The 19,901-nt window shown below is 69.8% G+C and carries 19 protein-coding genes and 1 pseudogene; 11 read left to right on the forward strand and 9 right to left on the reverse strand.

Features of this window, described 5'->3' with window-relative positions:
- Positions 1-114 precede the first annotated feature (114 nt).
- Positions 115-2,091, reverse strand: a complete 1,977-nt coding sequence (locus tag FCI23_RS16025) for a trypsin-like peptidase domain-containing protein (RefSeq protein ID WP_136724574.1) — start codon at positions 2,089-2,091, stop codon at positions 115-117.
- Complete coding sequence (locus FCI23_RS16030; protein WP_136724575.1) at positions 2,084-2,473, reverse strand: CU044_2847 family protein; 390 nt, start codon at positions 2,471-2,473, stop codon at positions 2,084-2,086. The genes FCI23_RS16025 and FCI23_RS16030 overlap by 8 nt, the downstream gene beginning before the upstream one ends.
- Before the next feature lie 147 nt (positions 2,474-2,620).
- Here FCI23_RS16030 and FCI23_RS16035 point away from each other — a divergent pair, with 147 nt between their 5' ends.
- The 4 genes from FCI23_RS16035 to FCI23_RS56390 all read left to right on the forward strand — a co-directional run bounded on the left by FCI23_RS16035 (position 2,621) and on the right by FCI23_RS56390 (position 5,278).
- Entirely contained in the window at positions 2,621-2,803 is a 183-nt protein-coding gene (locus FCI23_RS16035) for a DUF6104 family protein (protein WP_136724576.1), read from the forward strand.
- A gap of 271 nt (positions 2,804-3,074) precedes the next feature.
- The gene (locus tag FCI23_RS16040; RefSeq protein ID WP_211265351.1) at positions 3,075-3,938 is read left to right on the forward strand and encodes a DUF4097 family beta strand repeat-containing protein; all 864 of its coding nucleotides are present in this window, start codon (positions 3,075-3,077) and stop codon (positions 3,936-3,938) included.
- Between the two features lies 1 nt (position 3,939).
- Positions 3,940-4,887: a PadR family transcriptional regulator gene (locus FCI23_RS16045; protein ID WP_136724578.1), complete on the forward strand. Its 948-nt coding sequence runs from the start codon at positions 3,940-3,942 to the stop codon at positions 4,885-4,887.
- A 64-nt stretch (positions 4,888-4,951) separates the two neighbouring features.
- Entirely contained in the window at positions 4,952-5,278 is a 327-nt protein-coding gene (locus FCI23_RS56390) for a hypothetical protein (protein WP_169316811.1), read from the forward strand.
- 52 nt (positions 5,279-5,330) lie between these two features.
- On the opposite strand, the gene FCI23_RS16050 is transcribed toward FCI23_RS56390, so the two are convergent.
- The 3 genes from FCI23_RS16050 to FCI23_RS16060 all read right to left on the reverse strand — a co-directional run bounded on the left by FCI23_RS16050 (position 5,331) and on the right by FCI23_RS16060 (position 10,691).
- Positions 5,331-8,087, reverse strand: a complete 2,757-nt coding sequence (locus tag FCI23_RS16050; protein WP_246143740.1) for a type 1 periplasmic-binding domain-containing protein — start codon at positions 8,085-8,087, stop codon at positions 5,331-5,333.
- Between the two features lie 271 nt (positions 8,088-8,358).
- Positions 8,359-9,321: a zinc-binding dehydrogenase gene (locus tag FCI23_RS16055; protein WP_136724579.1), complete on the reverse strand. Its 963-nt coding sequence runs from the start codon at positions 9,319-9,321 to the stop codon at positions 8,359-8,361.
- Between the two features lie 137 nt (positions 9,322-9,458).
- Positions 9,459-10,691: an NAD(P)-dependent malic enzyme gene (locus FCI23_RS16060; protein ID WP_407645968.1), complete on the reverse strand. Its 1,233-nt coding sequence runs from the start codon at positions 10,689-10,691 to the stop codon at positions 9,459-9,461.
- A 527-nt stretch (positions 10,692-11,218) separates the two neighbouring features.
- Here FCI23_RS16060 and FCI23_RS16065 point away from each other — a divergent pair.
- Genes FCI23_RS16065 through FCI23_RS16075 form a run of 3 tightly spaced genes read left to right on the forward strand, consistent with a single transcriptional unit; the run spans position 11,219 to position 13,896 of the window.
- Positions 11,219-12,151, forward strand: a complete 933-nt coding sequence (locus tag FCI23_RS16065; RefSeq protein WP_136724580.1) for an ABC transporter substrate-binding protein — start codon at positions 11,219-11,221, stop codon at positions 12,149-12,151.
- Positions 12,152-12,178: 27 nt separating this feature from the next.
- Positions 12,179-13,120, forward strand: coding sequence for an amino acid ABC transporter permease (locus FCI23_RS16070; RefSeq protein ID WP_136724581.1), 942 nt, complete (start codon positions 12,179-12,181; stop codon positions 13,118-13,120).
- Positions 13,117-13,896 carry an amino acid ABC transporter ATP-binding protein gene (locus tag FCI23_RS16075; RefSeq protein ID WP_277037749.1) on the forward strand — a complete coding sequence of 260 codons (780 nt, stop codon included), beginning with the start codon at positions 13,117-13,119 and terminating at the stop codon, positions 13,894-13,896. The genes FCI23_RS16070 and FCI23_RS16075 overlap by 4 nt, the downstream gene beginning before the upstream one ends.
- A gap of 91 nt (positions 13,897-13,987) precedes the next feature.
- On the opposite strand, the gene FCI23_RS16080 is transcribed toward FCI23_RS16075, so the two are convergent.
- Positions 13,988-14,746, reverse strand: a complete 759-nt coding sequence (locus tag FCI23_RS16080) for a class I SAM-dependent methyltransferase (RefSeq protein ID WP_136724582.1) — start codon at positions 14,744-14,746, stop codon at positions 13,988-13,990.
- A gap of 83 nt (positions 14,747-14,829) precedes the next feature.
- Here FCI23_RS16080 and FCI23_RS16085 point away from each other — a divergent pair, with 83 nt between their 5' ends.
- Entirely contained in the window at positions 14,830-15,468 is a 639-nt protein-coding gene (locus tag FCI23_RS16085) for a CGNR zinc finger domain-containing protein (protein ID WP_136724583.1), read from the forward strand.
- On the opposite strand, the gene sodX is transcribed toward FCI23_RS16085, so the two are convergent.
- The gene (gene sodX, locus FCI23_RS16090) at positions 15,363-15,773 is read right to left on the reverse strand and encodes a nickel-type superoxide dismutase maturation protease (RefSeq protein WP_246143749.1); all 411 of its coding nucleotides are present in this window, start codon (positions 15,771-15,773) and stop codon (positions 15,363-15,365) included. The genes FCI23_RS16085 and sodX overlap by 106 nt on opposite strands.
- A gap of 159 nt (positions 15,774-15,932) precedes the next feature.
- Between sodX and sodN the strand changes: the two genes are divergently transcribed.
- Positions 15,933-16,328, forward strand: a complete 396-nt coding sequence (sodN, locus tag FCI23_RS16095; RefSeq protein ID WP_136724585.1) for a superoxide dismutase, Ni — start codon at positions 15,933-15,935, stop codon at positions 16,326-16,328.
- A 7-nt stretch (positions 16,329-16,335) separates the two neighbouring features.
- On the opposite strand, the pseudogene FCI23_RS63055 reads toward sodN, so the two are convergent.
- A pseudogene (locus tag FCI23_RS63055) lies at positions 16,336-17,341 on the reverse strand (tyrosine-type recombinase/integrase); the annotation flags it as partial.
- Here FCI23_RS63055 and FCI23_RS63735 point away from each other — a divergent pair.
- Positions 17,283-17,921, forward strand: a complete 639-nt coding sequence (locus FCI23_RS63735; protein WP_407645969.1) for a hypothetical protein — start codon at positions 17,283-17,285, stop codon at positions 17,919-17,921. The pseudogene FCI23_RS63055 and the gene FCI23_RS63735 sit on opposite strands and share 59 nt — an antisense overlap.
- A 192-nt stretch (positions 17,922-18,113) precedes the next feature.
- Here FCI23_RS63735 and FCI23_RS16105 read toward each other — a convergent pair whose 3' ends face one another.
- Complete coding sequence (locus tag FCI23_RS16105; RefSeq protein WP_211265343.1) at positions 18,114-19,232, reverse strand: aldo/keto reductase; 1,119 nt, start codon at positions 19,230-19,232, stop codon at positions 18,114-18,116.
- Positions 19,233-19,376: 144 nt separating this feature from the next.
- On the opposite strand from FCI23_RS16105, the gene FCI23_RS16110 reads away from it, so the two are divergent.
- Positions 19,377-19,781: a MerR family transcriptional regulator gene (locus FCI23_RS16110; RefSeq protein WP_136724586.1), complete on the forward strand. Its 405-nt coding sequence runs from the start codon at positions 19,377-19,379 to the stop codon at positions 19,779-19,781.
- The last annotated feature ends 120 nt before the right edge of the window (positions 19,782-19,901 follow it).

A 19,901-nucleotide genomic window follows, 5' to 3' on the forward strand; every position in this document is an offset into this window, starting at 1 on the left:
GGTGTTGCGGCCGGGCATGTAGGAGGCTGACCCCTTATCACCTATCACCGTACCCAGACGTTAAGGACTCAAAAGCCCGGGCGGCGCTTTCCGGACTGCATTGCGTACGGCAGCCTATGACGCCTCATAGGACGGCCGGGCGAACTCCGGCAACAGAAGAAGGGCGTCATCGTAGAGAAGCATGATGCCCTCGGCCCAGCTGCAGTCCCCGCCGGCCCGCAGCGCACGGACGGACTCCGGGAGGGCGCCCGCGCCCTCCACCCGGGCCAGCAGCAGGTCCGCCTGGTGCTGGAATTCCAGGCAGCTCCCGTCGCAGGCGCCGTCCGGGTGCGCGGTGGTGCGCCACAGCGCGAGGCCGTGCCCGGCCTCGAGCACATCCAGCATGATGTCCAGGCCCCTGCCGTCGCCGACCGGGCCGCACAGCACCGGCACCGACTCCCAGGGCGCGCTGCGCAACTTCTCGTACCCCGGGCTCTCGTCCAGGACGGACAGCGGCAGCGGTCGCAGCTCGGCGTGGCGTCTCATCTCCTCCCAGCGATACCGCCATTCGGCCGGCGGCATCCGGCCGCCGCGCTCGACATCGCGTACGACGACGGGGCGCCGCGCGCCCATGGCCCGCACCGCCCGACGGGCCCGCCCGCCCGCCGCCGCGGGCGGTCCCGGGGTCCACCCGTGGGCCACGGTGTCGAACCGCTCCACCGGGACGGCGATCTCGACGGGGGCGGGCAGTCCGGCCCCGTCGGCCCGGTCCAGGGCGAGCACCAGCGGCTCCTGGATCTGCTCGACGGCATCCTCGAAGGTGATGCCCTCCCGGTCGGCCTCCTCGTCGCAGACCCTGGCCACTTCCCGGTCGTCGGCCCCGCGCACCAGCTGGATCTCCCAGCGGAAACGCTCGGGGCGCCCGTCCGCCCACACCACCGGCGCGAACGCGACCACCACGGTGGCCTGGGCGGCCGGCGACTCCGCCAGCTCCCGCAGCCCCGCCCGGTCGGAAGTGGGCAGCTCCAGGCTGTGGTCCAGTGCCCAGTCCCGCAGCTGCTCCGCCCGCGCCGGGTCCTGCCGGCGCACCTCGGCCGCCACCCGTACGAGGTACGACAGGAACGCGTACCGCTCACGGCCGTCCTCCGGTTCGTACAGCAGCCCGTGCCCGTCCCGCCAGGCGCGCGGCAACGGCTCACGCACCGTGCCAGGCCCGAGGACCTGCTCGACCAGCCGCTGTACGACGCCGGGGCCGGCCGGCGGAGGCAGCTCGGCGAGCAGACCGAGCGCCTGGACCCTCTCGTAGGGGGTCCACTGGCCGATCACATCGGGGAGCGCGCCCTGGATGTCGATCCAGGTGCGGTCGGCGCCGGTCCGGTGCTGCTGGTAGTGCCAGCGGTCGTGGGCGCGGACGAGCTCCTGGTACGGGTCGTTGCCGTCGAAGGCCAGCGCGGGCACCAGCGGCGGCGAGCCGGCCAGCGCGCGCAGCGCGGTGAGAAGGACGGCCTTGCCTCCGTCGCGGGCCTTGCGACGGGCCTTGACGACGCCGACCACCCGGCCGTGGGCGAGGTCGACCACCAGGCTGCCGGAGACCCCGGGCGGGATCTCGGAGTCCGGGCCCAGCCGGAAAACGTCTATCCGGTCGTTACCGGGGACGTGGCAGGTGCCGTCCCAGGGGTCCTGTCCGAGCCAGCCGACCATGGTGACCTGGCTGCTGACCGGAGGCACGGTCCGGTCGCTGAGCCACACGCACCCCTGACGCACCGGATCCAGCAGCCGGATCAGTGCCAGGTCGGGCACGGTCCTGCTGTACTCGGCCTCGTCGTCCTGCTCCCAGCGGGCCGGCGCGTCCGGGCCGGGCAGCGCGTAGACCGCCCGGCCGCGCACGAGCCGACCGCCGACCCTGATGCCCAGCTCCCGGTCCCCCGCCCACCGCCGGCGCCCCGTGCTGTCCCTGCGCACCAGCACATGGGCGCAGGTGAGCACCCACTCGGGCGCCACCAGCAGCCCGCTGCCCCAGAACTCGGCGCGTTCCCCGTGGAGATCGCCCTCAATGGCGACGCTGGCTCTCCGGGCGAGCTCGCGCAGGCGCTGCTCATCCTGGCTAACCATGGGGCTCCGCTGGCGGGTTGTGCCAGGTCAGGGTGATGGCGATGGACGACCTGGCCTCGCCGTCGGCCAGTACGCTCACGATCCGGCCGGCCTTGACCGCGAGTTCGACCCCGAACACGACGCTCACCTCGTGCGGCGCGGCCGTGGCGACCGCGTCCCGCAGTGACGCGGCGACTCCGGTGACCAGCTCCCGCAGGTCCTCCACCTTCGCGACCACCCGGTCGAGGGCGCCGACGTCCTCGTATCCGCCGTATCCCCCGTACTCGTCCTCGTGTCCGTCCTCCCCTTCGGGGCCCGACGGGTGCAACTCCGCCAGCCGGGCCCACACCTCCGTACCGTCCGGCAGTTCGATGCGCTGTGCGCGCTCCGCACGCTCCCCCATGACAGCCTCCCGCTCCCCCCTTGCTGGATACTGCCTTACCCCGGCGGCCGACGATCCAAGCGGCGACGGGCCCCTTCGCCGCAGTTCTTCCGGTCCGCCTATCCTGACCGGGCTATACGTCCCTTCCACGCGATTCCGGAGCACCCCTTGTACTTCACCGACCGCGGCATCGAGGAGCTGGAGAACCGGCGCGGCGAGGAGGAGGTCACCATCGAGTGGCTCGCCTCCAGGCTGCGGGAGTTCGTCGACCTCAACCCGGAGTTCGAGATCCCGGTGGAGCGTCTCGCGACGTGGCTCGCACGGCTCGACGACGACGAGGACGAGGACTAGGGCTAGGACTAGGACTAGGGGCTTGTCCAGCCCGTCCGGCGCTTGAGGACTGGGGGTCCGGGGGCTGGCCCCCACACGGCGCCAGCCGCATATCGGACGCGGCCGGGAAGGGGCGGGGAGGGAAAAGCGCCGCGGGCCCACCGCCCGCGGCACACGGCCCGGCGCCGGGGCGCTTGACTTCCACAGTACGCGATATATCGTGTCTATCGAGAGACGCGATATGTTGCGTTCCCGGCATACCCGTACCCGCAGGAGGCACGGCATGAGCGGCATGTCCGAATGGACCGTGTCAGAGCCACGGAAGCTCGTCTTCGACGGTGGCGTCGACACGCTCCATGTGCGCATCGTCAATGGCGCCGTGAACATCGTCGGCACCGACGAGGGACCGGCCCGGCTGGAGGTCAGCGAGCTGGACGGCCCGCCGCTGATCGTCTCCCACAAGGGCGGCACCCTGACCGTCAGCTATGAGGACCTCCCCTGGAAGGGCCTGCTCAAGTGGCTGGACCGCAAGGGGTGGAAGCGACACGCCGTGGTCTCGCTCGCCGTACCGCAGCGCACCAGGGTCTCGGTCGGGGTGGTCGGGGCGAACGCGGTGATCTCCGGCATCGCGGAACGTACGGCGGTGCGCGGGGTCAACGGCGACACGACACTGGTCGGGCTCTCCGGCGACGTCACCGCCGAGACCGTCGCCGGGAGCGTCGAGGCGCAAGCCGTCTCCGGCACCCTGAAGGTCAACACCGTCTCCGGCGATCTCACCGTCGTGGATGGCAGCGGCGCCCGAGTCGGCGCCGACTCGGTGAGCGGCAACATGGTGCTGGACCTCGATCCGTCGGCCGGTGCCGATGTTCGGCTGACCACCGTCTCCGGCGAGATCGCCATACGTATCCCGGATCCCGGCGACGCCGTGGTCGACGCCAACACCACCAGCGGCGCGGTCTCCTGCGCCTTCGACGAGCTGCGGGTCACCGGCCAGTGGGGCGCCAAGAGGATCACCGGCCGGATCGGCGCCGGCGGCGCCCGACTGAAGGCCACCACCGTCTCGGGCGCGATCGCCCTGCTACGCAGGCCGCCGATGGAGGAGGCCGCCGACGAAGCGGCCGACACCCCGGCCGCCCCGTTCAGGAAGGGCATCTGACGTGGCCCCCGTCTTCGCCCACGGCCGGCTGCGGCTGTACCTCCTCAAGCTCCTGGACGAGGCGCCGCGCCACGGCTACGAGGTGATCCGTCTCCTGGAGGAGCGCTTCCAGGGCCTCTACGCCCCCTCGGCCGGCACCGTCTACCCGAGGCTCGCCAAGTTGGAGCAGGAGGGCCTGGTCACCCACTCCACCGAGGGCGGTCGCAAGGTGTACTCCATCACCGACGCCGGGCGCGCCGAACTCACCGCCCGCACCGACGAGATCGCCGACCTGGAGAACGAGATCCGCGAATCCGTCTCCACCCTCGCCGCCGAGATCCGCGAGGACGTCCGGGGCGCGGCCGGCGATCTGCGCCGCGAAATGCGGGCCGCCGCCCAGCAGGCCCGTACCGCCGCCGCTCCCGACAAGCAGGAGTGGAAGGAGCAGGCCCGCCGCGCCAAGGAGGATGCCCGCAACGCCCGCCGTCAGGCCAAGGAGGCCCGCGACGCGGCGGACGCGACCCGCGACGAGGTGCAGCGCATCGCCCGCAGAGTCCAGGACGAGGTCCAGGAGCACGTCCGGCGCGGTGACTGGCAGGGCGGCCTCCGCGAAGGCCTCTCCCAACTCACCCGCGAGCTCGGCCAGTTCGGCCAGCAGTTCGACGGCCGTAAGAGCCCGTGGTCCCCCTACACCGGCCCCGACCCCGACCCTGGCCCCGACCCCGCCGACGCGGGCGCCAAGACCGGCACAAGCACAGGCGCCGACCCGGACTGGGCCAAGGACACCCCCGAGTCCGGCGACCCCGCCCGCGATCTCGAACGTCTGCTGGACCGTTTCCGCGACGACATCCGCGATGCCGCCCGCGATCGCGGTGTCGACGCCCAGCAGCTCCGCGAGGCCCGCCGCCATCTTTCGACGGCGGCGGCGCACATCGGCGCGGTGCTGCGGCGGCCGGAGGGCCGAGCCTGAGCCGCCCACCAGGAACGCGCCAAGGCCCCTACCGACCCGGCAGCACCGGTGCCATGATCAGCGCGTGCACACCGCTATCACCGTCGCGCTGTGGCTTCTCGCGCTGCTGACCCTCAGCTCGGGCGTCGCCGCCCTCACTGGCGGTTGGGTGTCGCCCTGGCTCGCCCCCAAGGTCGTCCGCCCCTGGCTGTACGGGATCGGCCAGCTCCTCTACGGCGGCTTTACCGTGATCCTGACCGTCTCCCGGATCGAATACGGCTACGCCACGAGCGCGTCCTGGCCCGTGGTGCCCGTCGGCGTCGCGTGCGCCATCACGGGCGGCGTCCTCACATTCGTATCCCGGCGCCAGCACCCGCAGCCGTCAGACGGTCAGCAGGACCTTCCCCAGTAGCTCCCCGCCCCCTCCCCGCCCCCGCCCCACGCCGCGGACCCCTCGGACCCGCTCAGTGCGCTGCCGCAGGCTGGCAGGGGTAGTCCTTGCCCCAGGTCTGCCGTACGTCCGCCGCCGTCACCGCGCCACACAGCAGCACGGTCTGCGGTGCGCCGTCCGGTACCGCTCGCAGCACGGACACCAGCTTGTCCGTGGTCATCCGTCCGCCGCCGTTTGCGCCGTGGGAGTCGATATGGCCGGTCGCGCCGTTGAAGCCGCCGCCCCCGAGCCCCTGGTACAGGACGGCCTGGACAAGAGTCCGGTCCAGCCGGTCGTCCACCTTCCCGGTGCTGGACCAGGCCTCGTCCAGCGCCTTGGACAGATAGCGCAGCGCGTCCCAGGCCAGGGCGGGATGTCCGTCCTGACGCATGGCCCTGCCGAACGCGCTGGTGTCACTGCCGTACCTGGCGTCGTACGCGGTCAGATAGGTCCGGGCCTCGGCGTCCGCCCCGTTCAGCACGGGAGCCTGTCCGAGGGAGACGTGATAGAGAGTCAGCGCCGAGAACGCGCTCCAAGGGCTCCCCAGCAGCAGGGCGTTGGTGATGTCGTCCCCGCCGAGCACGCTGAGCCGTGGACAGGCGTCGGAGCGCATCCGGTACTCGTCGAGAAAGGTCATGAACTGGCTCGCCCGGCCGGCCCACACCAGCGCGACCGGCTGCTTGCTCCCGGCCGTCGCGTCGCACACCTGCTGGGCGACGCCCGCGAGCGTGTCGTACCGCGTCCCGGCCAGGGCGCCGGGCACATCGGCGGTGCCGGAGCCGGAGAGCAGCAGCACATCGGTGCGGGCCGCCGGGTACTCCGTACGGAAGGAGGTGGCCAGGCTGTTGCTGTAGGGGTCTGTGGGGTCGGCGAACAGCTCGACCCGTGTGGCCTGCTTGTCATGGCCGTCCGCCTGCCGCACCATCGCCGCGTGCTCGACGAACGCCGCCATGATCTTTGCCGCCCGTTCGTCGGTCGGCGCCGTCTGGTAGTAGTGCGGCCCCTGCTGGAGCAGTTGGTCCGCCGTGCCGGAGGTTCCCACCATGGGGATGCCCGCCGCGTCCAGCGTCCGCATCGCTTGGTACGTGGCGAGGCGGCTCTGGCCGAAGCCGACCACGCCGACGATCGACCGGTCGCGCCCGGCCAGCTTGACGATGCTGTCGGCGACCTTCGGCGCGTCGGCGAAGAGATCCCCGGCGTTGGCCACCAGGATGCGCAGCGGCACCCGTTCGCCGCCGTTCAGCGCCAGGTCGTTGATGCTCTGCTGGGCGAGGGCGATGCCGCGCAGCTCCGGGAGTGTGCCGCCGCGCACCGGGTCCTCGTCGCCGTTGCCACCGGTCAAGGGGCCGAGGTAGACCACGGTGCGGTAGTGCGGCCGGCCGGGGGCGAGGTTCTTCATCGCCGCGTAGACCACGTTGTTCTGCTGGTCGATCTGGTCCAGCACCGCACCGACCTGTTTTTCGTTCGGGCCTTTGGCGAACCGGGCCTTCCCCTCGGTGACCCCGACGCAGTGTCCGCCCTGGCCCAGGAAGGTCCCGCCCGCGCAGGAGTCGGCGGTGGGGCTGTTCCCCGTCAGCACCACGATCGTCGCTGCGAGCGCGACCACCAGCGCCGTGCAGGCTGCCACGGTCTCCGTCCCGGGGCCGAGGCGCCGTGACGGCACCACCAGCATGGGGTGCAGGCCCAGCCAGTACGCGGCCCGCTCATTGTCGGCCGGGCCCTCCCGGACCGGCACCACGATGCCGTTCGGCTCCCCGGCCGGCACCCGCGCGGCCCACTGCTCCACCAGCGCCAGCCGGTCCCCGGCATGGGTGAGGTCCGACGCCTCGAAGTCCGGGACCCGGTTGGCCAGTGAACGCGCCCCGGCCGAGACCGCCAGTACCGAGCTGCAGTCCAGGTCCTCGATGGCGGAGCGCAGCTCGCGCAGGAACCGCTGCGTACGCGAGTCCCAGGGCCCGGCTTCCTCGAAGAGCAGTACGAAACGGGTGATCCGGCGCCGCCGCCAGGGGCGGAAGAGCCGCGCCCGGACCGCTCCGTCGAGGTCGGCGAGGAGCGCGTGCATCAGTACCCGGTCCAGCTGCTCGGGATCTCTGGCCTCCCCGCCCGGGGCAAGGTCCAGCGCGGAACGGAAGAAGTCGGTGGGCGGAGTGCCGTGCTGCTGTCGGATCCACTCCGCGTACCACCGCGGATTGCGCCGCCCGCCGAGCATCCGCCGGCTGGCCCGCACCCCGAACCGCCAGCGGGGCACCTTCTGGAACAGCGGCCCGGCCAGGAAGTGCCACAGCAGCTCGAACGTGCCGCCGGCGCCTGCCTGGTCATGGCCGCCCACCCACCACAGCAGCTCGTCCACCCGTGACCAGCCGCGGTGGTCGGTGTAGCAGTGGTCGCGCAGCTCCCGGTGGCGGTGCTCGAACGTGCCGCCGATCGCCGCCACGGTGGCCACCGAGTGCAGCAACCGGTACCCGGGCAGCCGCAACTGTCCGGTGCCGGGCGGCATCGTCTGCGCCAACTGCGTCGCGATCTGCTCGAACAGCTCCAACGGCGGCGCCCCGTCCGGTATCTCCGGCACATAGGCGTGCGGGGCCAGCACCTCGCTGCGCCCGCGCAGCCTCGAACGCAGGCCCGCGACGATCTGCCGCCCGGCGTGCCCGCCGTCCCCCTCCGTCAGCAGCACAACGGGCACCCTGCCACGGTTGCGCCGCGGCTGGACCACCAGTCGGTCGAGCGCGTCGACGAACCGTTCGACACCCGGATATGCCGGTATCCGGCTCCGTGGGTCCCCCGCTGTCATGCCTCTGGTCTCCTGTCGTCGCCGCCCCGCGAGGAGGCACCGCTCCAGTGGCGCTCTTTGAATCGCGCTTCCGAAGCCCAGGTCAGCTCGGTCTGGACGATGTCGTGGAGCAGCCAGTAGGGGAACCGCTCAATCCCGGATGCTCGGGTATCCGCTCGTCAACCGGGTGACTCAGGGCCGAAAGCAACTCCCCAATGGCACTAGTCACTTGAGCAACGAGGATTCCCGGTCAAAATCGACCGCAAACGCTCTCAGCCGATCGGAACGGTCGTCACATGGTCAGCACGACCTTCCCGAACAGGTCGCCGCCTTCCATCTTCTCGAGGCCCTCGCGGGCTCGGTCCAGCGGCAGTACGGAGTCGACGACCGGCCGTACACCGCTCGCGGCGCAGAAGCTGAGCAGGTCCTCCAGCTCGTCCTTCGTACCCATCGTCGAGCCGACGACCTTCAGTTCCAGGAAGAAGATCCGGTTCAGCTCGGCGGACTCGGGGCTCGGCCCCGAGGTCGCCCCCGAGATCACCAGAGTGCCGCCGGGGCGCAGCGACTTGACCGAGTGCGACCAGGTCGCCGCGCCCACCGTCTCGATCACAGCGTCCACCCGGTGCGGCAGCCGCGCGCCCGCCTCGAACGCCGCCTCCGCACCCAGCTCGACCGCCCGCTTCCGCTTCCCCTCGTCCCGGCTGGTCGCGAACACCCGCAGACCGCCCGCCTTGGCCAGTACGATCGCGGCCGTCGCGACCCCGCCGCCCGCCCCTTGCACCAGCACCGAGTCCCCGGGCCTTACGCCCGCGTTGGTGAAGAGCATCCGGTACGCGGTCAGCCAGGCCGTCGGCAGGCACGCGGCCTCCTCGAACGACAGCTCCTTCGGCTTCCGCAGCACATTCCACGCCGGTACCGACACCTTCTCGGCGAACGTGCCCTGGTAGCGCTCGGTCAGGATCGACCGCGGCTCCTTCGGCCCCACCCCGTACCCGGACTGGCCGATCACCGAGTGCAGGACGACTTCATTGCCGTCCTCGTCGATCCCGGCCGCGTCGCAGCCGAGGATCATCGGCAAACTTTCCTCACCCAGGCCCACCCCGCGCAGCGACCAAAGATCATGGTGGTTGAGCGATGCGGCCTTCACATTCACGGTCGTCCAGCCCGGGCGCGCCTCCGGCTCGGGACGCTCCCCGAGCTCAAGGCCGTTCAACGGCTGGTCACGGTCAATACGTGCGGCATAGGCAGCGAACATGACCTTGAAGTTAGACCTGCGGGGCGGGACCGGTGAAGGTCCCGCCCCGTGAAGCGACGTATGTCACCCGCCCGCGCCCCGCACGCAGCCGCCCCGCACGCAGGGGCTCCGCAACGCCGCAGGCCGCGACCCGGGCGTCAGCGCCGGGCGACGCCCTCCGCCCGTGCCGCCGCGGCCACCGCGGCCGTGACCGCGGGGGCGACGCGCGGGTCGAAGGGCGACGGGATCACGTGATCAGCGCTCAGCTCGCCGTCCACGACCGCGGCAAGCGCTTCCGCCGCCGCGATCTTCATGCCCTCGGTGATCCGGGACGCCCGGACCTGGAGCGCGCCCGCGAAGATCCCGGGGAAGGCGAGCACATTGTTGATCTGGTTCGGGAAGTCGCTGCGTCCGGTGGCCACCACGGCCGCGTACTTGTGCGCGACCCCCGGGTGGATCTCCGGATTCGGGTTGGCCATCGCGAAGATGAAGGCACCCTTCGCCATCTTCGCCACCGCCTCCTCCGGCACCGTGCCGCCGGAGACCCCGATGAAGACGTCCGCGCCGTCGAGCGCGGACTCCAGGGAACCGACGAGTCCGGTCTTGTTCGTATACGACGCCAGCTCCTGCTTGGCCGAGTTCAGGTCGTCACGCCCGCTGTGCACGACGCCCTTGCGGTCGGTGACCGCGACATCGCCGATCCCCGCCTCGACCAGGATCTTGGCGATGGCGACCCCGGCGGCGCCGGCGCCCGAGATGACCGCCCGGAGCTGGCCGAGCCCCTGGCCGGTCAGCCGCGCGGCGTTCCGCAGGGCGGCGAGGGTGACCACCGCGGTGCCGTGCTGGTCGTCGTGGAAGACCGGGATGTCCAGGCGCTCGATCAGCTTGCGCTCGATCTCGAAGCAGCGGGGCGCGGAGATGTCCTCCAGATTCACCCCGCCGAAGGACGGCGCGAGCCGCACCACCGTCTCGACGATCTCATCGACATCCGTCGTGGCCAGCGCGATGGGGACCGCGTCGACGCCACCGAACTGCTTGAAGAGGATCGCCTTGCCCTCCATCACCGGGAGCGAGGCCTCCGGGCCGATGTCTCCCAGGCCGAGCACCGCGGTCCCGTCCGTGACCACGGCCACGACCTGGGACTTCCAGGTGTACTCGTGGACCAGCTCAGGCTCCTCGGCGATCGCGGTGCAGACCCGGGCGACGCCTGGGGTGTACGCGAGCGACAGGTCCTCGGCGTTGCGCACCGGCACGGTGGCGGCGATCTCCATCTTGCCGCCGCGGTGCAGGGCGAACACCGGGTCCACCCGTGCCGGGAAACCAGCGGCTGCTGCCGCGCAAGGCCCTTCGTCGTCATTCTCGATGCGAGGATTGACAATCTCCGCTGCCACTTTTTGACCCCTTTGTCGTCTGTGTTAAGTGAGGGTACGCCGCCCGCACGGGCGGCAGTCGGGCTCGGCATCCGTGCCTCCAGGCGCTTGAGTGGTCCTGGGGCCGCGGACGCCCGGCACGCCGCACGCGTGCCCTGGGCCCCGGATGAGGGGTAAGGGTCTGTTCTACCGGAAGACCGATTCCACTGACGAGCCGAATTGGCCTCCGCTCCGCTTCCGCCGTATGCCACCCGCTCGGAGCAGCCGGTACGTCGGGGCGGGCGGCGCGAAGTGTCCGAATAACGGGTTTACCGCACGCGATGCGCGTAACTTGTCAGCGCGGCCCCACCGTGGTCCGGCCTTGGTGTGCCGGCCCAGTGGGTGCTCGGGGATCGCCCGTTATCTGATTTTGACACAACCGGACACCTAACAGAACCTGTCCGGATGGCAAGATGCGGGGGCGCAAGGTAGCGATAATCGAACACGCTCGCTACCGGACCAGCCGCAACCTGACCGCCCCTTCCCCACCCCCGCAGGAGGACCCAGCAATGACCGCCCGCATCATCCGTCGCACCGCCGCACCGTCCCGTTTCATCGCGGTAGGAGCGATCGCGGTCACCGGCGCCCTGCTGCTCACGGGCTGTGGCGACCAGACCAAGTCCACCGGCAAGAAGACCAGCACTGCCCCGCTCTTCAAGAAGCTCCCGGCGAAGTACCAGAGCTCGGGCGTCATCAAGGTCGGCACCGACGCATCGTACCCACCCATGGAGTCCACTTCGGGTAGCAAGATCATCGGTATAGACCCGGAAATCGCGGACGCGCTCGGCAAGCAGCTCGGGGTGAAGTTGGAGTTCGTCAGCGGCACCTTCGACGGCCTGATCACCTCGGTGCACACCGGTCGCCAGGACATTGTCATGTCCGCAATGAGTGACACCAAGGCGCGCCAGCAGGGTCTGGACGACAAGGGCAAGAAGATCGGCGCCGGCGTCGACTTCGTCGACTACTTCGAGTCCGGCGTCTCGCTCCTGGTCAAGAAGGGCAACCCGCAGAACATCAACTCCCTCTCCGACCTCTGCGGCCAGACGGTGGCGGTTCAGCGTGGCACCATCTACGAGACCACCTTCAAGGACCAGGCGAAGACGTGCGGTAGCAAGAAGCTCACCATCGAGTCCTTCGACACCGACACCGAGGCCCAGACCCGTGTCAAGTCCGGCGGCGCGGTCGCCGACCTCAACGACTACCCGGTCGCCGCCTACGTCGCCAAGATCTCCGGCGGCGGCAACGACTTCCAGGTCGCGGGCGACCAGACCGGCGCCGGCCCCTTCGGCATCGCCGTGAGCAAGGACAACACCCAGCTGCGCGACGCCCTCAGGGACGCCGTGAACGCCATCATCGCGGACGGCAGCTACACGAAGGTGCTCAAGAAGTGGAACGTCACCAACAGTGCCGTCCCCAAAGCAGAAATCAACGGCGGCTCCTGACCCACGCTTCTCTGAAGGGCAGTCGCTGTGACTGACAAGCTCGACAAGGCGCCGGCCCCAGCCCCTGGCCCCGCCCCGGCTCCGTACGAGGCCATCAAGGCCATTCCCGTCCGCCACTACGGCCGCTGGGTCAGCGCCGTGGTGGTGATCGCCCTCCTCGGCTGGCTCGGCTACGCCTTCTCGCAGGGCAACGTGATGTGGAGCACCGTCGGGGACAAGCTCCTCGACACCTCGGTGCTCAGCGGCCTCTGGCACACCGTGCTGATCAGCGTCGTCTCCATGGCCCTCGGTCTGGTGCTCGGCGTGCTCTTCGCGGTGATGCGGCTGTCGAAGAACCCGGTGACCGGCGGCGTGGCGTGGCTGTACATCTGGTTCTTCCGCGGCACCCCGGTATATGTGCAGCTGCTGATGTGGTTCAACCTGGCGCTGATCTTCCCGGTCCTCAACCTCGGGCCGATCTACAAGAACAACATGGTCGACGTCATGAGCCCGTTCGTGGTCGCCCTGCTGGGGCTCGGCCTCAACGAGGGCGCCTATATGGCTGAGATCGTCCGGGCCGGCATCCAGTCCGTCGACGAGGGCCAGACCGAGGCCTCGCACGCGCTCGGCATGACCAGCACCCAGACCATGCGCCGGGTGGTGCTGCCGCAGGCGATGCGGGTGATCATCCCGCCGACCGGCAACGAGTTCATCAACATGCTCAAGACCTCGTCGCTGGTCTCCGCCGTCCAGTACGTGGACCTGCTCCGCGCGACCTCGAACATCGGCTCCGCGGCAGGCGCGGTCATGGAGATGTACTTCGTCGCCTCGGTCTGGTACCTGGTACTGACCAGCATCTTCAGCGTCGGCCAGTTCTACCTGGAGCGCCGCTACGCGCGTGGCTCGCTGCGCAGCCTGCCGCTGACGCCATGGCAGAGGATCAGGGCCAACCTGGCAGGCTTCAGCAACCGGGGAGGGAACCCCGCATGAGCACCCCCCAGACCAGTCAGCCGATGGTCAAGGCCGAGGCCGTCCACAAGTCCTTCGGCCCGGCCCACATCCTCAAGGGCATCGACCTCGAGGTCGCCCCCCGCGAGGTCTTCTGCCTGATCGGGCCGTCCGGCTCCGGCAAGTCCACCTTCCTGCGCTGCATCAACCACCTGGAGAAGATCAACTCCGGGCGGCTGTGGGTCGACGGGGAGCTCGTCGGCTACCGCCAGAAGGGCGACAAGCTCCACGAGCTCAAGGACAAGGAAGTCGCCGCCAAGCGCCGGGACATCGGCATGGTGTTCCAGCGTTTCAACCTCTTCCCCCACATGACGGCGCTCGAGAACGTCATCGAGGCCCCTGTCATGGTCAAGGGTGAGAGCAAGGCCGTCGCCCGCGAGCGGGCCGTAGGCCTGCTCGACCGGGTCGGCCTCGGCGACAAGGCCGGCAGCTATCCGTCCCAGCTCTCCGGCGGCCAGCAGCAGCGTGTCGCCATCGCCCGCGCGCTGGCGATGGAGCCCAAGCTGATGCTCTTCGACGAGCCCACCTCCGCCCTCGACCCCGAACTCGTCGGCGATGTCCTGGACGTCATGCGCGGCCTCGCCGAGGACGGCATGACGATGATCGTCGTCACCCATGAGATGGGGTTCGCCCGCGAGGTCGGCGACGCCCTGGTCTTCATGGACGACGGCGTCGTGGTGGAGACCGGCCATCCGCGCGATGTACTCACCAACCCGCAGCACGACCGCACCAAGGCCTTCCTCTCGAAGGTCCTCTGACCGACGAACCCCGGCGGGGGTAAGGGGCGGCGCCATATGGCGCCGCCCCTTACCCGTTCTACGCCTGCTTAAGGACCTACTGCAGGCCGGCCTACTTCAGACCCAGCACGATCGCGTCCGACACCGACCGCCACACCGCCCGCGCCTCGCTGAAGCCCCCTTCCCGCAGCGCGGCCGCATGCCACTCGACGGAGTGCGACTCGCCGTCCGCATGCAGGCCGAAAATCTCGAACCGCCGCTCCGTCGGCGCCGCCAGCAGCGGGTCGGCCCTGGCGGTCTCCCACCACTGCGCCCAGTCCAGCACTCCGGCGGCCCGCTCGCGCTCCTGGCGGGCGCGCTCCAGCTCACGCGCCGCGGCGTTGACGCGCGGCGTGGACTCGTCTGGCATGTGATCCGCGTTCATGAAGACCCCGCCGTCCCGCAGCACGCCCGCGATCTGCCCGTACAGGGCGCACAGCGGCTCCGGCTGGAGCCAGTGCAGGGCGGTGGCGGTGAGCACCGCGTCGTACGAGCGGTGCGGCAGCCTCGACGCCCACTGCGGGTCGTGCAGATCGGCGCTGACGAACGCCACCCTCCGCTCCCCCTCGAAGTGCCCCCGCGCGATGGTGAGCAGCGCCGGATCGAGGTCGACGCCCGTGCTCACCGCGCCGGGGAAGCGCTTCAGCAGCCGGTCCGAGATACTGCCGGTGCCGCACGCCAGGTCCAGCACCCTCGGCTCGGTTCCGACAAGTGCCTCGACGAGATCGAACATGACCCGGAACCGCTCCTCGCGGTCCGGGAGGTACCACTCCTGCTGACGGTCCCAGCTGTCCTGCCAGGCCTGCCAATCGGCTGTCCGTACTGTCGTCATCGTCCCATGCCCCTTCACCCGTAATACCCTCGTAGGCACATCGGTCGTTACGGAGCCTAGATCGCGCGGAGTAAGGATCACAAGTGGAATTGGCCTATTACTCAGAGCATGCCCTGCGTTTGGTGAACACCGAGGAGCCGGCGCGCCGCACCGACTCCCTCACCTCGGCCGACGCCGTACGCGAACTCTTCGGCCCCACCGGACAGCCCGGCGCCCGCATCACCGACTCCGACGTGGCCCGGCTCCGGGCCGTACGCACCCGCCTGCGCGGCGTCTTCGAGGCCGCCTCGGAGGACGACGAGGTCCGCGCCGTCGATCTGCTCAACGCGCTGCTCCTCGAATTCCCCGTAAGCCCCCAGATCTCCGGCCACGAGTACCTCGACGACAACGGCCGCCCCGCCTGGCACATGCATCTCGCCGACCACGCAGCCAACGCCACCGCCGCCTACGCCGCCACGGCCTGCATGGGCCTCGCCTTCCAGCTCACCGCCCTCGGCGTGGACCGGCTCGGCATCTGCGAGGCCGCCCCCTGCCGCAACGCCTACATCGACACCTCCACCAACCGCTCCCGCCGCTACTGCTCCGACCGCTGCGCCACCCGCGCCAACGTCGCCGCCTACCGTGCCCGTAAACGCCTGGAAACCGACCGGCCCGCCCTCAGCGGCCGCACACACGACGCCACCCACGACGCCACGCCCGCCACGCCCGCCACCGACCACTGAACCTCTTTCGCCGGCCTGAACCGCCCCCGGCCCCGCGCCAGCACCAGCTCGTCCGGCACCGTCCCGAACTCCCGGCTGTCGTTCTCCACGAACGCGTTGTCCCCCAGCACCCACCACCCGCCCTCGCGCCGCTCCACCGCCCGCTTCACGATCAGCAGGTCCTGCTGCAGCGGATGTCGCAGCACCACCACGTCACCCGGGCGGACCTCCTCCGCGTTTTTCACGTACTGGATCAGTAGCCAGTCCCCGTTCAGCAACGTAGGGACCATCGACGGACCGGTCACCTCGACCAGCTGGTAGGGCAGTTTGCCCCCTGCTCACGCATCCTCCGCCTCCTGGTTTGTGTCTCCACCTACCCCAGAGTGACACCCGACTTTGGTCCTAGGCCCACGGGGCGGCCGAGAAAACCACTCGTCCGAGGAGTAATCTCCCATCTGGAAAGACGATCACGAGGAAGGACCGCCATGTTCTCTCGCCTGTTCGCGCCGAAGGTTAAGGTCAGCGCCCACTGCGACCTCCCCTGCGGTGTCTACGACCCGGCCCAGGCCCGCATCGAGGCCGAGTCCGTCAAGGCAGTCCAGGAGAAGTACCAGGCCAACGACGACCCGGACTTCCGGGCGCGTGCGATTGTCATCAAGGAGCAGCGCGCCGAGCTGGCCAAGCACCACGTCTCGGTCCTCTGGAGCGACTACTTCAAGGCGCCGCACTTCGAGAAGTACCCCCAGCTCCACCAGCTCGTCAACGACACCCTCAAGGCCCTCAGCGCCGCCAAGGCCTCCTCCGACCCGGCGACGGGCCAGAAGGCGCTCGACCTCATCGCCGAGATCGACAAGATCTTCTGGGAGACCAAGAAGGCCTGATCTTGGATCATGCCGCATGACCTGCGACAACACCGATTTCGGTAGTCGCCTGTCCGCACCCGGTCCGCAAGACTGCCAGCACGGAGTCCATGACGGACCGGGTGCGGTCGTCTTCCCCGGGCCACAGGTGCGCGTAGATCCGCAAGGTGATGACGGCGGTCGCGTGACCGAGGACCACCTGCACCTGCTTGACGCCGGCGCCGCCCGCGACGAGCGCCGAGGCGAAGAAGTGCCGAAGGTCGTGGGTGACCAGATGCGGCAGCTCGACGGGATCGCGGCCCTCGCGCTCGGCCGCCTCGTTCTCCCTTCTCCGCCTTCTGCAACGCCCGCCGCGCGCAGTTCCACTCGTTCTTCCATCGGCGGTACGTGAGGGGCGCGCTCTCCTCCATGGTGAAAAGCCACTCCTTGGACGGCCGCTTCGCCAGGTGGCTCAGGAGCGCGTCGGTGACGACCTCTCCGACCGGGACCGTACGACGGGACTTGGCCGTTTTCGGCGGGCAGGTGGCCCCAGCCTGATTGCGCTGCCGCTCCACCCGGATGGTCCCGCGCTTGAAGTCGATGTCCGAGACCTTCAGGCCCAGCAACTCACCGATCCGCAAGCCCGATCCGGCGAGGACGACGATCGCCGCCGAGAGGTACGGCGGCATCGCCTCGGCCATCTGCTGCACCTGCTCGACCGTCGGCGGCACGATCTCCTCGTCCGGCAACGGCGGGAGAGTGATGCGGCGGCAGGGGGTTGACGGGATCACCCGGTCCTCGACTGCGGCGGTCATCATGCGGACGAGCACGTCGTAGATGTTCCGGACACTTCCGGGTCCGAGCTGCTCCGACAGGCTCTTGAACATGACCTGCACATCATGGCGCCGTAACGCGGTCATCGCGCGGGAGCCGAGCACCGGGACGACGTGCAGCCGCAGCGCGTTGTCGGTGATCCGGGAGACCGTCTCCCCCGCGATGGCCGACGCCTCCCATTTCTTCGCGAAGTCCTCCAGGGATATTCGACCAGCACGCGGGAACCTCTTCCACACCGCCACCAGCGGCGAAGACGGCACCGCGCTCGCCGTCCTGCTCTCCACCCTGGTCCTGGTCGCCATCGCCGCCGCCCGCTGGCACGAGGTCCGGGGCCACCAACAGCAGGCAGCAGCCACCCGCGAGGCATTCACCCACCTCCAGGCGGCCTACCTCCGGACCGCCGGCCCCCTCCTGGCCGACCTCGCCCAGCGCGCACCCCACCCGGACAACGTCCGCCGCTACGAAGCCGCCGTCCGCCAAGCCCTCCCCGCCCACGCCGACCGCATCCTCACCGACCCCGCCTGGCCGGCTCTGACCACCACCCTCGCCAAAGCCGAAACCGCCGGCCATCACCCCGCCAATGCCCTGGCCGAAGCCGCCGAACAACGCGAGCTCGACACCGCCACCAGCATCGCCCACGTCCTCAACTGGCGCATCACCGCCACTGCCAACGCCCGTCTCAAGGCCGCCCGCGCCCGCAGCCAGACAGCGGCCACCCAGCCCACGCAATCCACCACCGTCCCGCCCCCGGTAAACCGCACTCACCCGACCCTCTCGGACCAGCGGCAACAGCACCGCTGAACCGCCGACCGAAGATGGTGGGGGCCCGCCAACTTGGGCAGGGCGCTCCACCAAGCGACCTCGTGGTGCTGGCGGGTCTGAGGCTTGATACCGGCCGGAACAGGCGAGCTGAATGCTGAATGGCTTTGTGCCCGGTTCCGGCGAGCCTGTGCCCCGGGCTTCGGCGGGAAGCCATCCCTCTCAGGGGCTCATCTACTCCGACCACGACGGTGTTGCGTACACGGCCGCTGTGCCGCCGTTGATCATGGGCTGTGTCGCCGCTCCGAAGAAGTAGTACGGGTACCCAGGCAGCGGCCGACTCGCTTCCTCGAGCCGTTCGGCAAGCGCGTGCGGAATTTCGAAGTCGATGGCGCGCAAGTTGTCGTCAAGCTGCTGCACCCTGGTCGCGCCGACCAGCGTGGACACGACTCCGGGGCGCCGCGTGACCCAGTTGAGCGCGACTTGCGCCGGGCTCCGGCCGATCTCGTGCGCGACATCAGACAGTAGGTCGATGGTGCGCCAGGTGTTGTCGGTGAAGAGTTTCGTGAACGTCGGATTGCCTGATGTGCGTGTCCGTTCGAGTGTGCCGTCCGTCTCCATCTCGGCCAGGCGGCCAATCCCTTGCGGTTGCGCTGTCTGCTGGCGTGCGTATTTACCGGTGAGCAGGCCGTTCGCCAGAGGCGACCAGGGAATGACGCCGATGCCGAGCTCGGCTGCGGCGGGAAGGTGTTCCCGCTCGATGGAGCGTTCGGCGAGGGAGTATTCGAGCTGGAGCGCGGCGACCGGCTCCCAGCCGCGCGCCTGGGCGAGCAGGTGCGCCTTTGCGGCGTACCAGGCCGGAACGTTGCTCAGCCCGATGGCGCGGACCTTCCCGCTGCGGACCAGCGTGTCCAAGGTCGACATGACCTCTTCCGCCGGAGTGATCGCGTCCCACATGTGCAGCCAGTAGAGGTCCACGTAGTCGGTCCGCAGGCGCCGCAAGGAGGCGTCGAGCGAGGCCAGGATGTTCTTTCGCCCGTTGCCGCCGGAGTTCGGGTCGCCCGGGGTGGTCGCGACGGTGAACTTCGTCGAGATGACCAGGCGATCACGTGTTCCGGTCTCCTGAATGAAGGTGCCCAGCAGGTCCTCGCTCCTGCCGCCCGCGTAGATGTCGGCGGTGTCGATGAAGTTGCCGCCCGCCTCCAGGTAGCGCAGGAAGATCGAGCGGGCGGTGTCCTCGCCGGCGTGCCAGCCGCCTTCCCCGAAGGTCATCGCACCCAGGGCGATGGGCGAAACGCGCAGTCCGGTGCGCCCGAGCAGGTGATACCGCGCCAGCGCGTCATTGATCGTCACCGTCGTTGCCTCTCGCCGTTGTGTGCCGTGAGCCGCAGGAGGAGACCGGCGGCCCGCGCTCACCGACGACTGTGCAACCCGGAGTTCACTCCGGGTCAAACGCGCCTTGACCGGGAGCCCACTCCTGGTGCGACCCTCGGGCGTGTGACCTTCTACTCACCCCGCCAGGTCGTCGAGAAGACCGGCTTCAGCTGGGACACGATCCGCTACTACGAGAGAATCGGCCTGCTGCACCAGATCGACCGGACCGCCGGGGGACGTCGGCGATTCACCGAAATCGACGTGCTCTGGCTCCTCCTGCTGCGCTGCCTGCGCGACACCGGCATGCCGATCGCAGAGATGCTCCACTTCGTGAAGCTCACCCGCAGCGGTGACGACACCGTCCCAGAACGCCTCGCCTTGCTGGAGGAACACGACCACCGGGTCGAGAAGCAGATCGCTCGGCTTCGCGCGGACCAGGAACAGATCCGGAGGAAAGTCCGCCTCTGCCGGTCCAAACTCGAGATTCAGGACGACAACCTGGCCAGCGACGAGTCTGCCGGGCCGTGAAGGAAATACGGCTGCAGAGCAATACACCTGTCCTTCGGCGGGTGCGGATCCGCCGAAGGACGGCTGTATTACGTGCGGGCACCGCCAACGACTCCGCCGATGCCACACAGCGATTCGCCG

This window comes from Actinacidiphila oryziradicis, from assembly GCF_005047355.1.
Classification (GTDB): Bacteria; Actinomycetota; Actinomycetes; order Streptomycetales; family Streptomycetaceae; genus Actinacidiphila; species Actinacidiphila oryziradicis.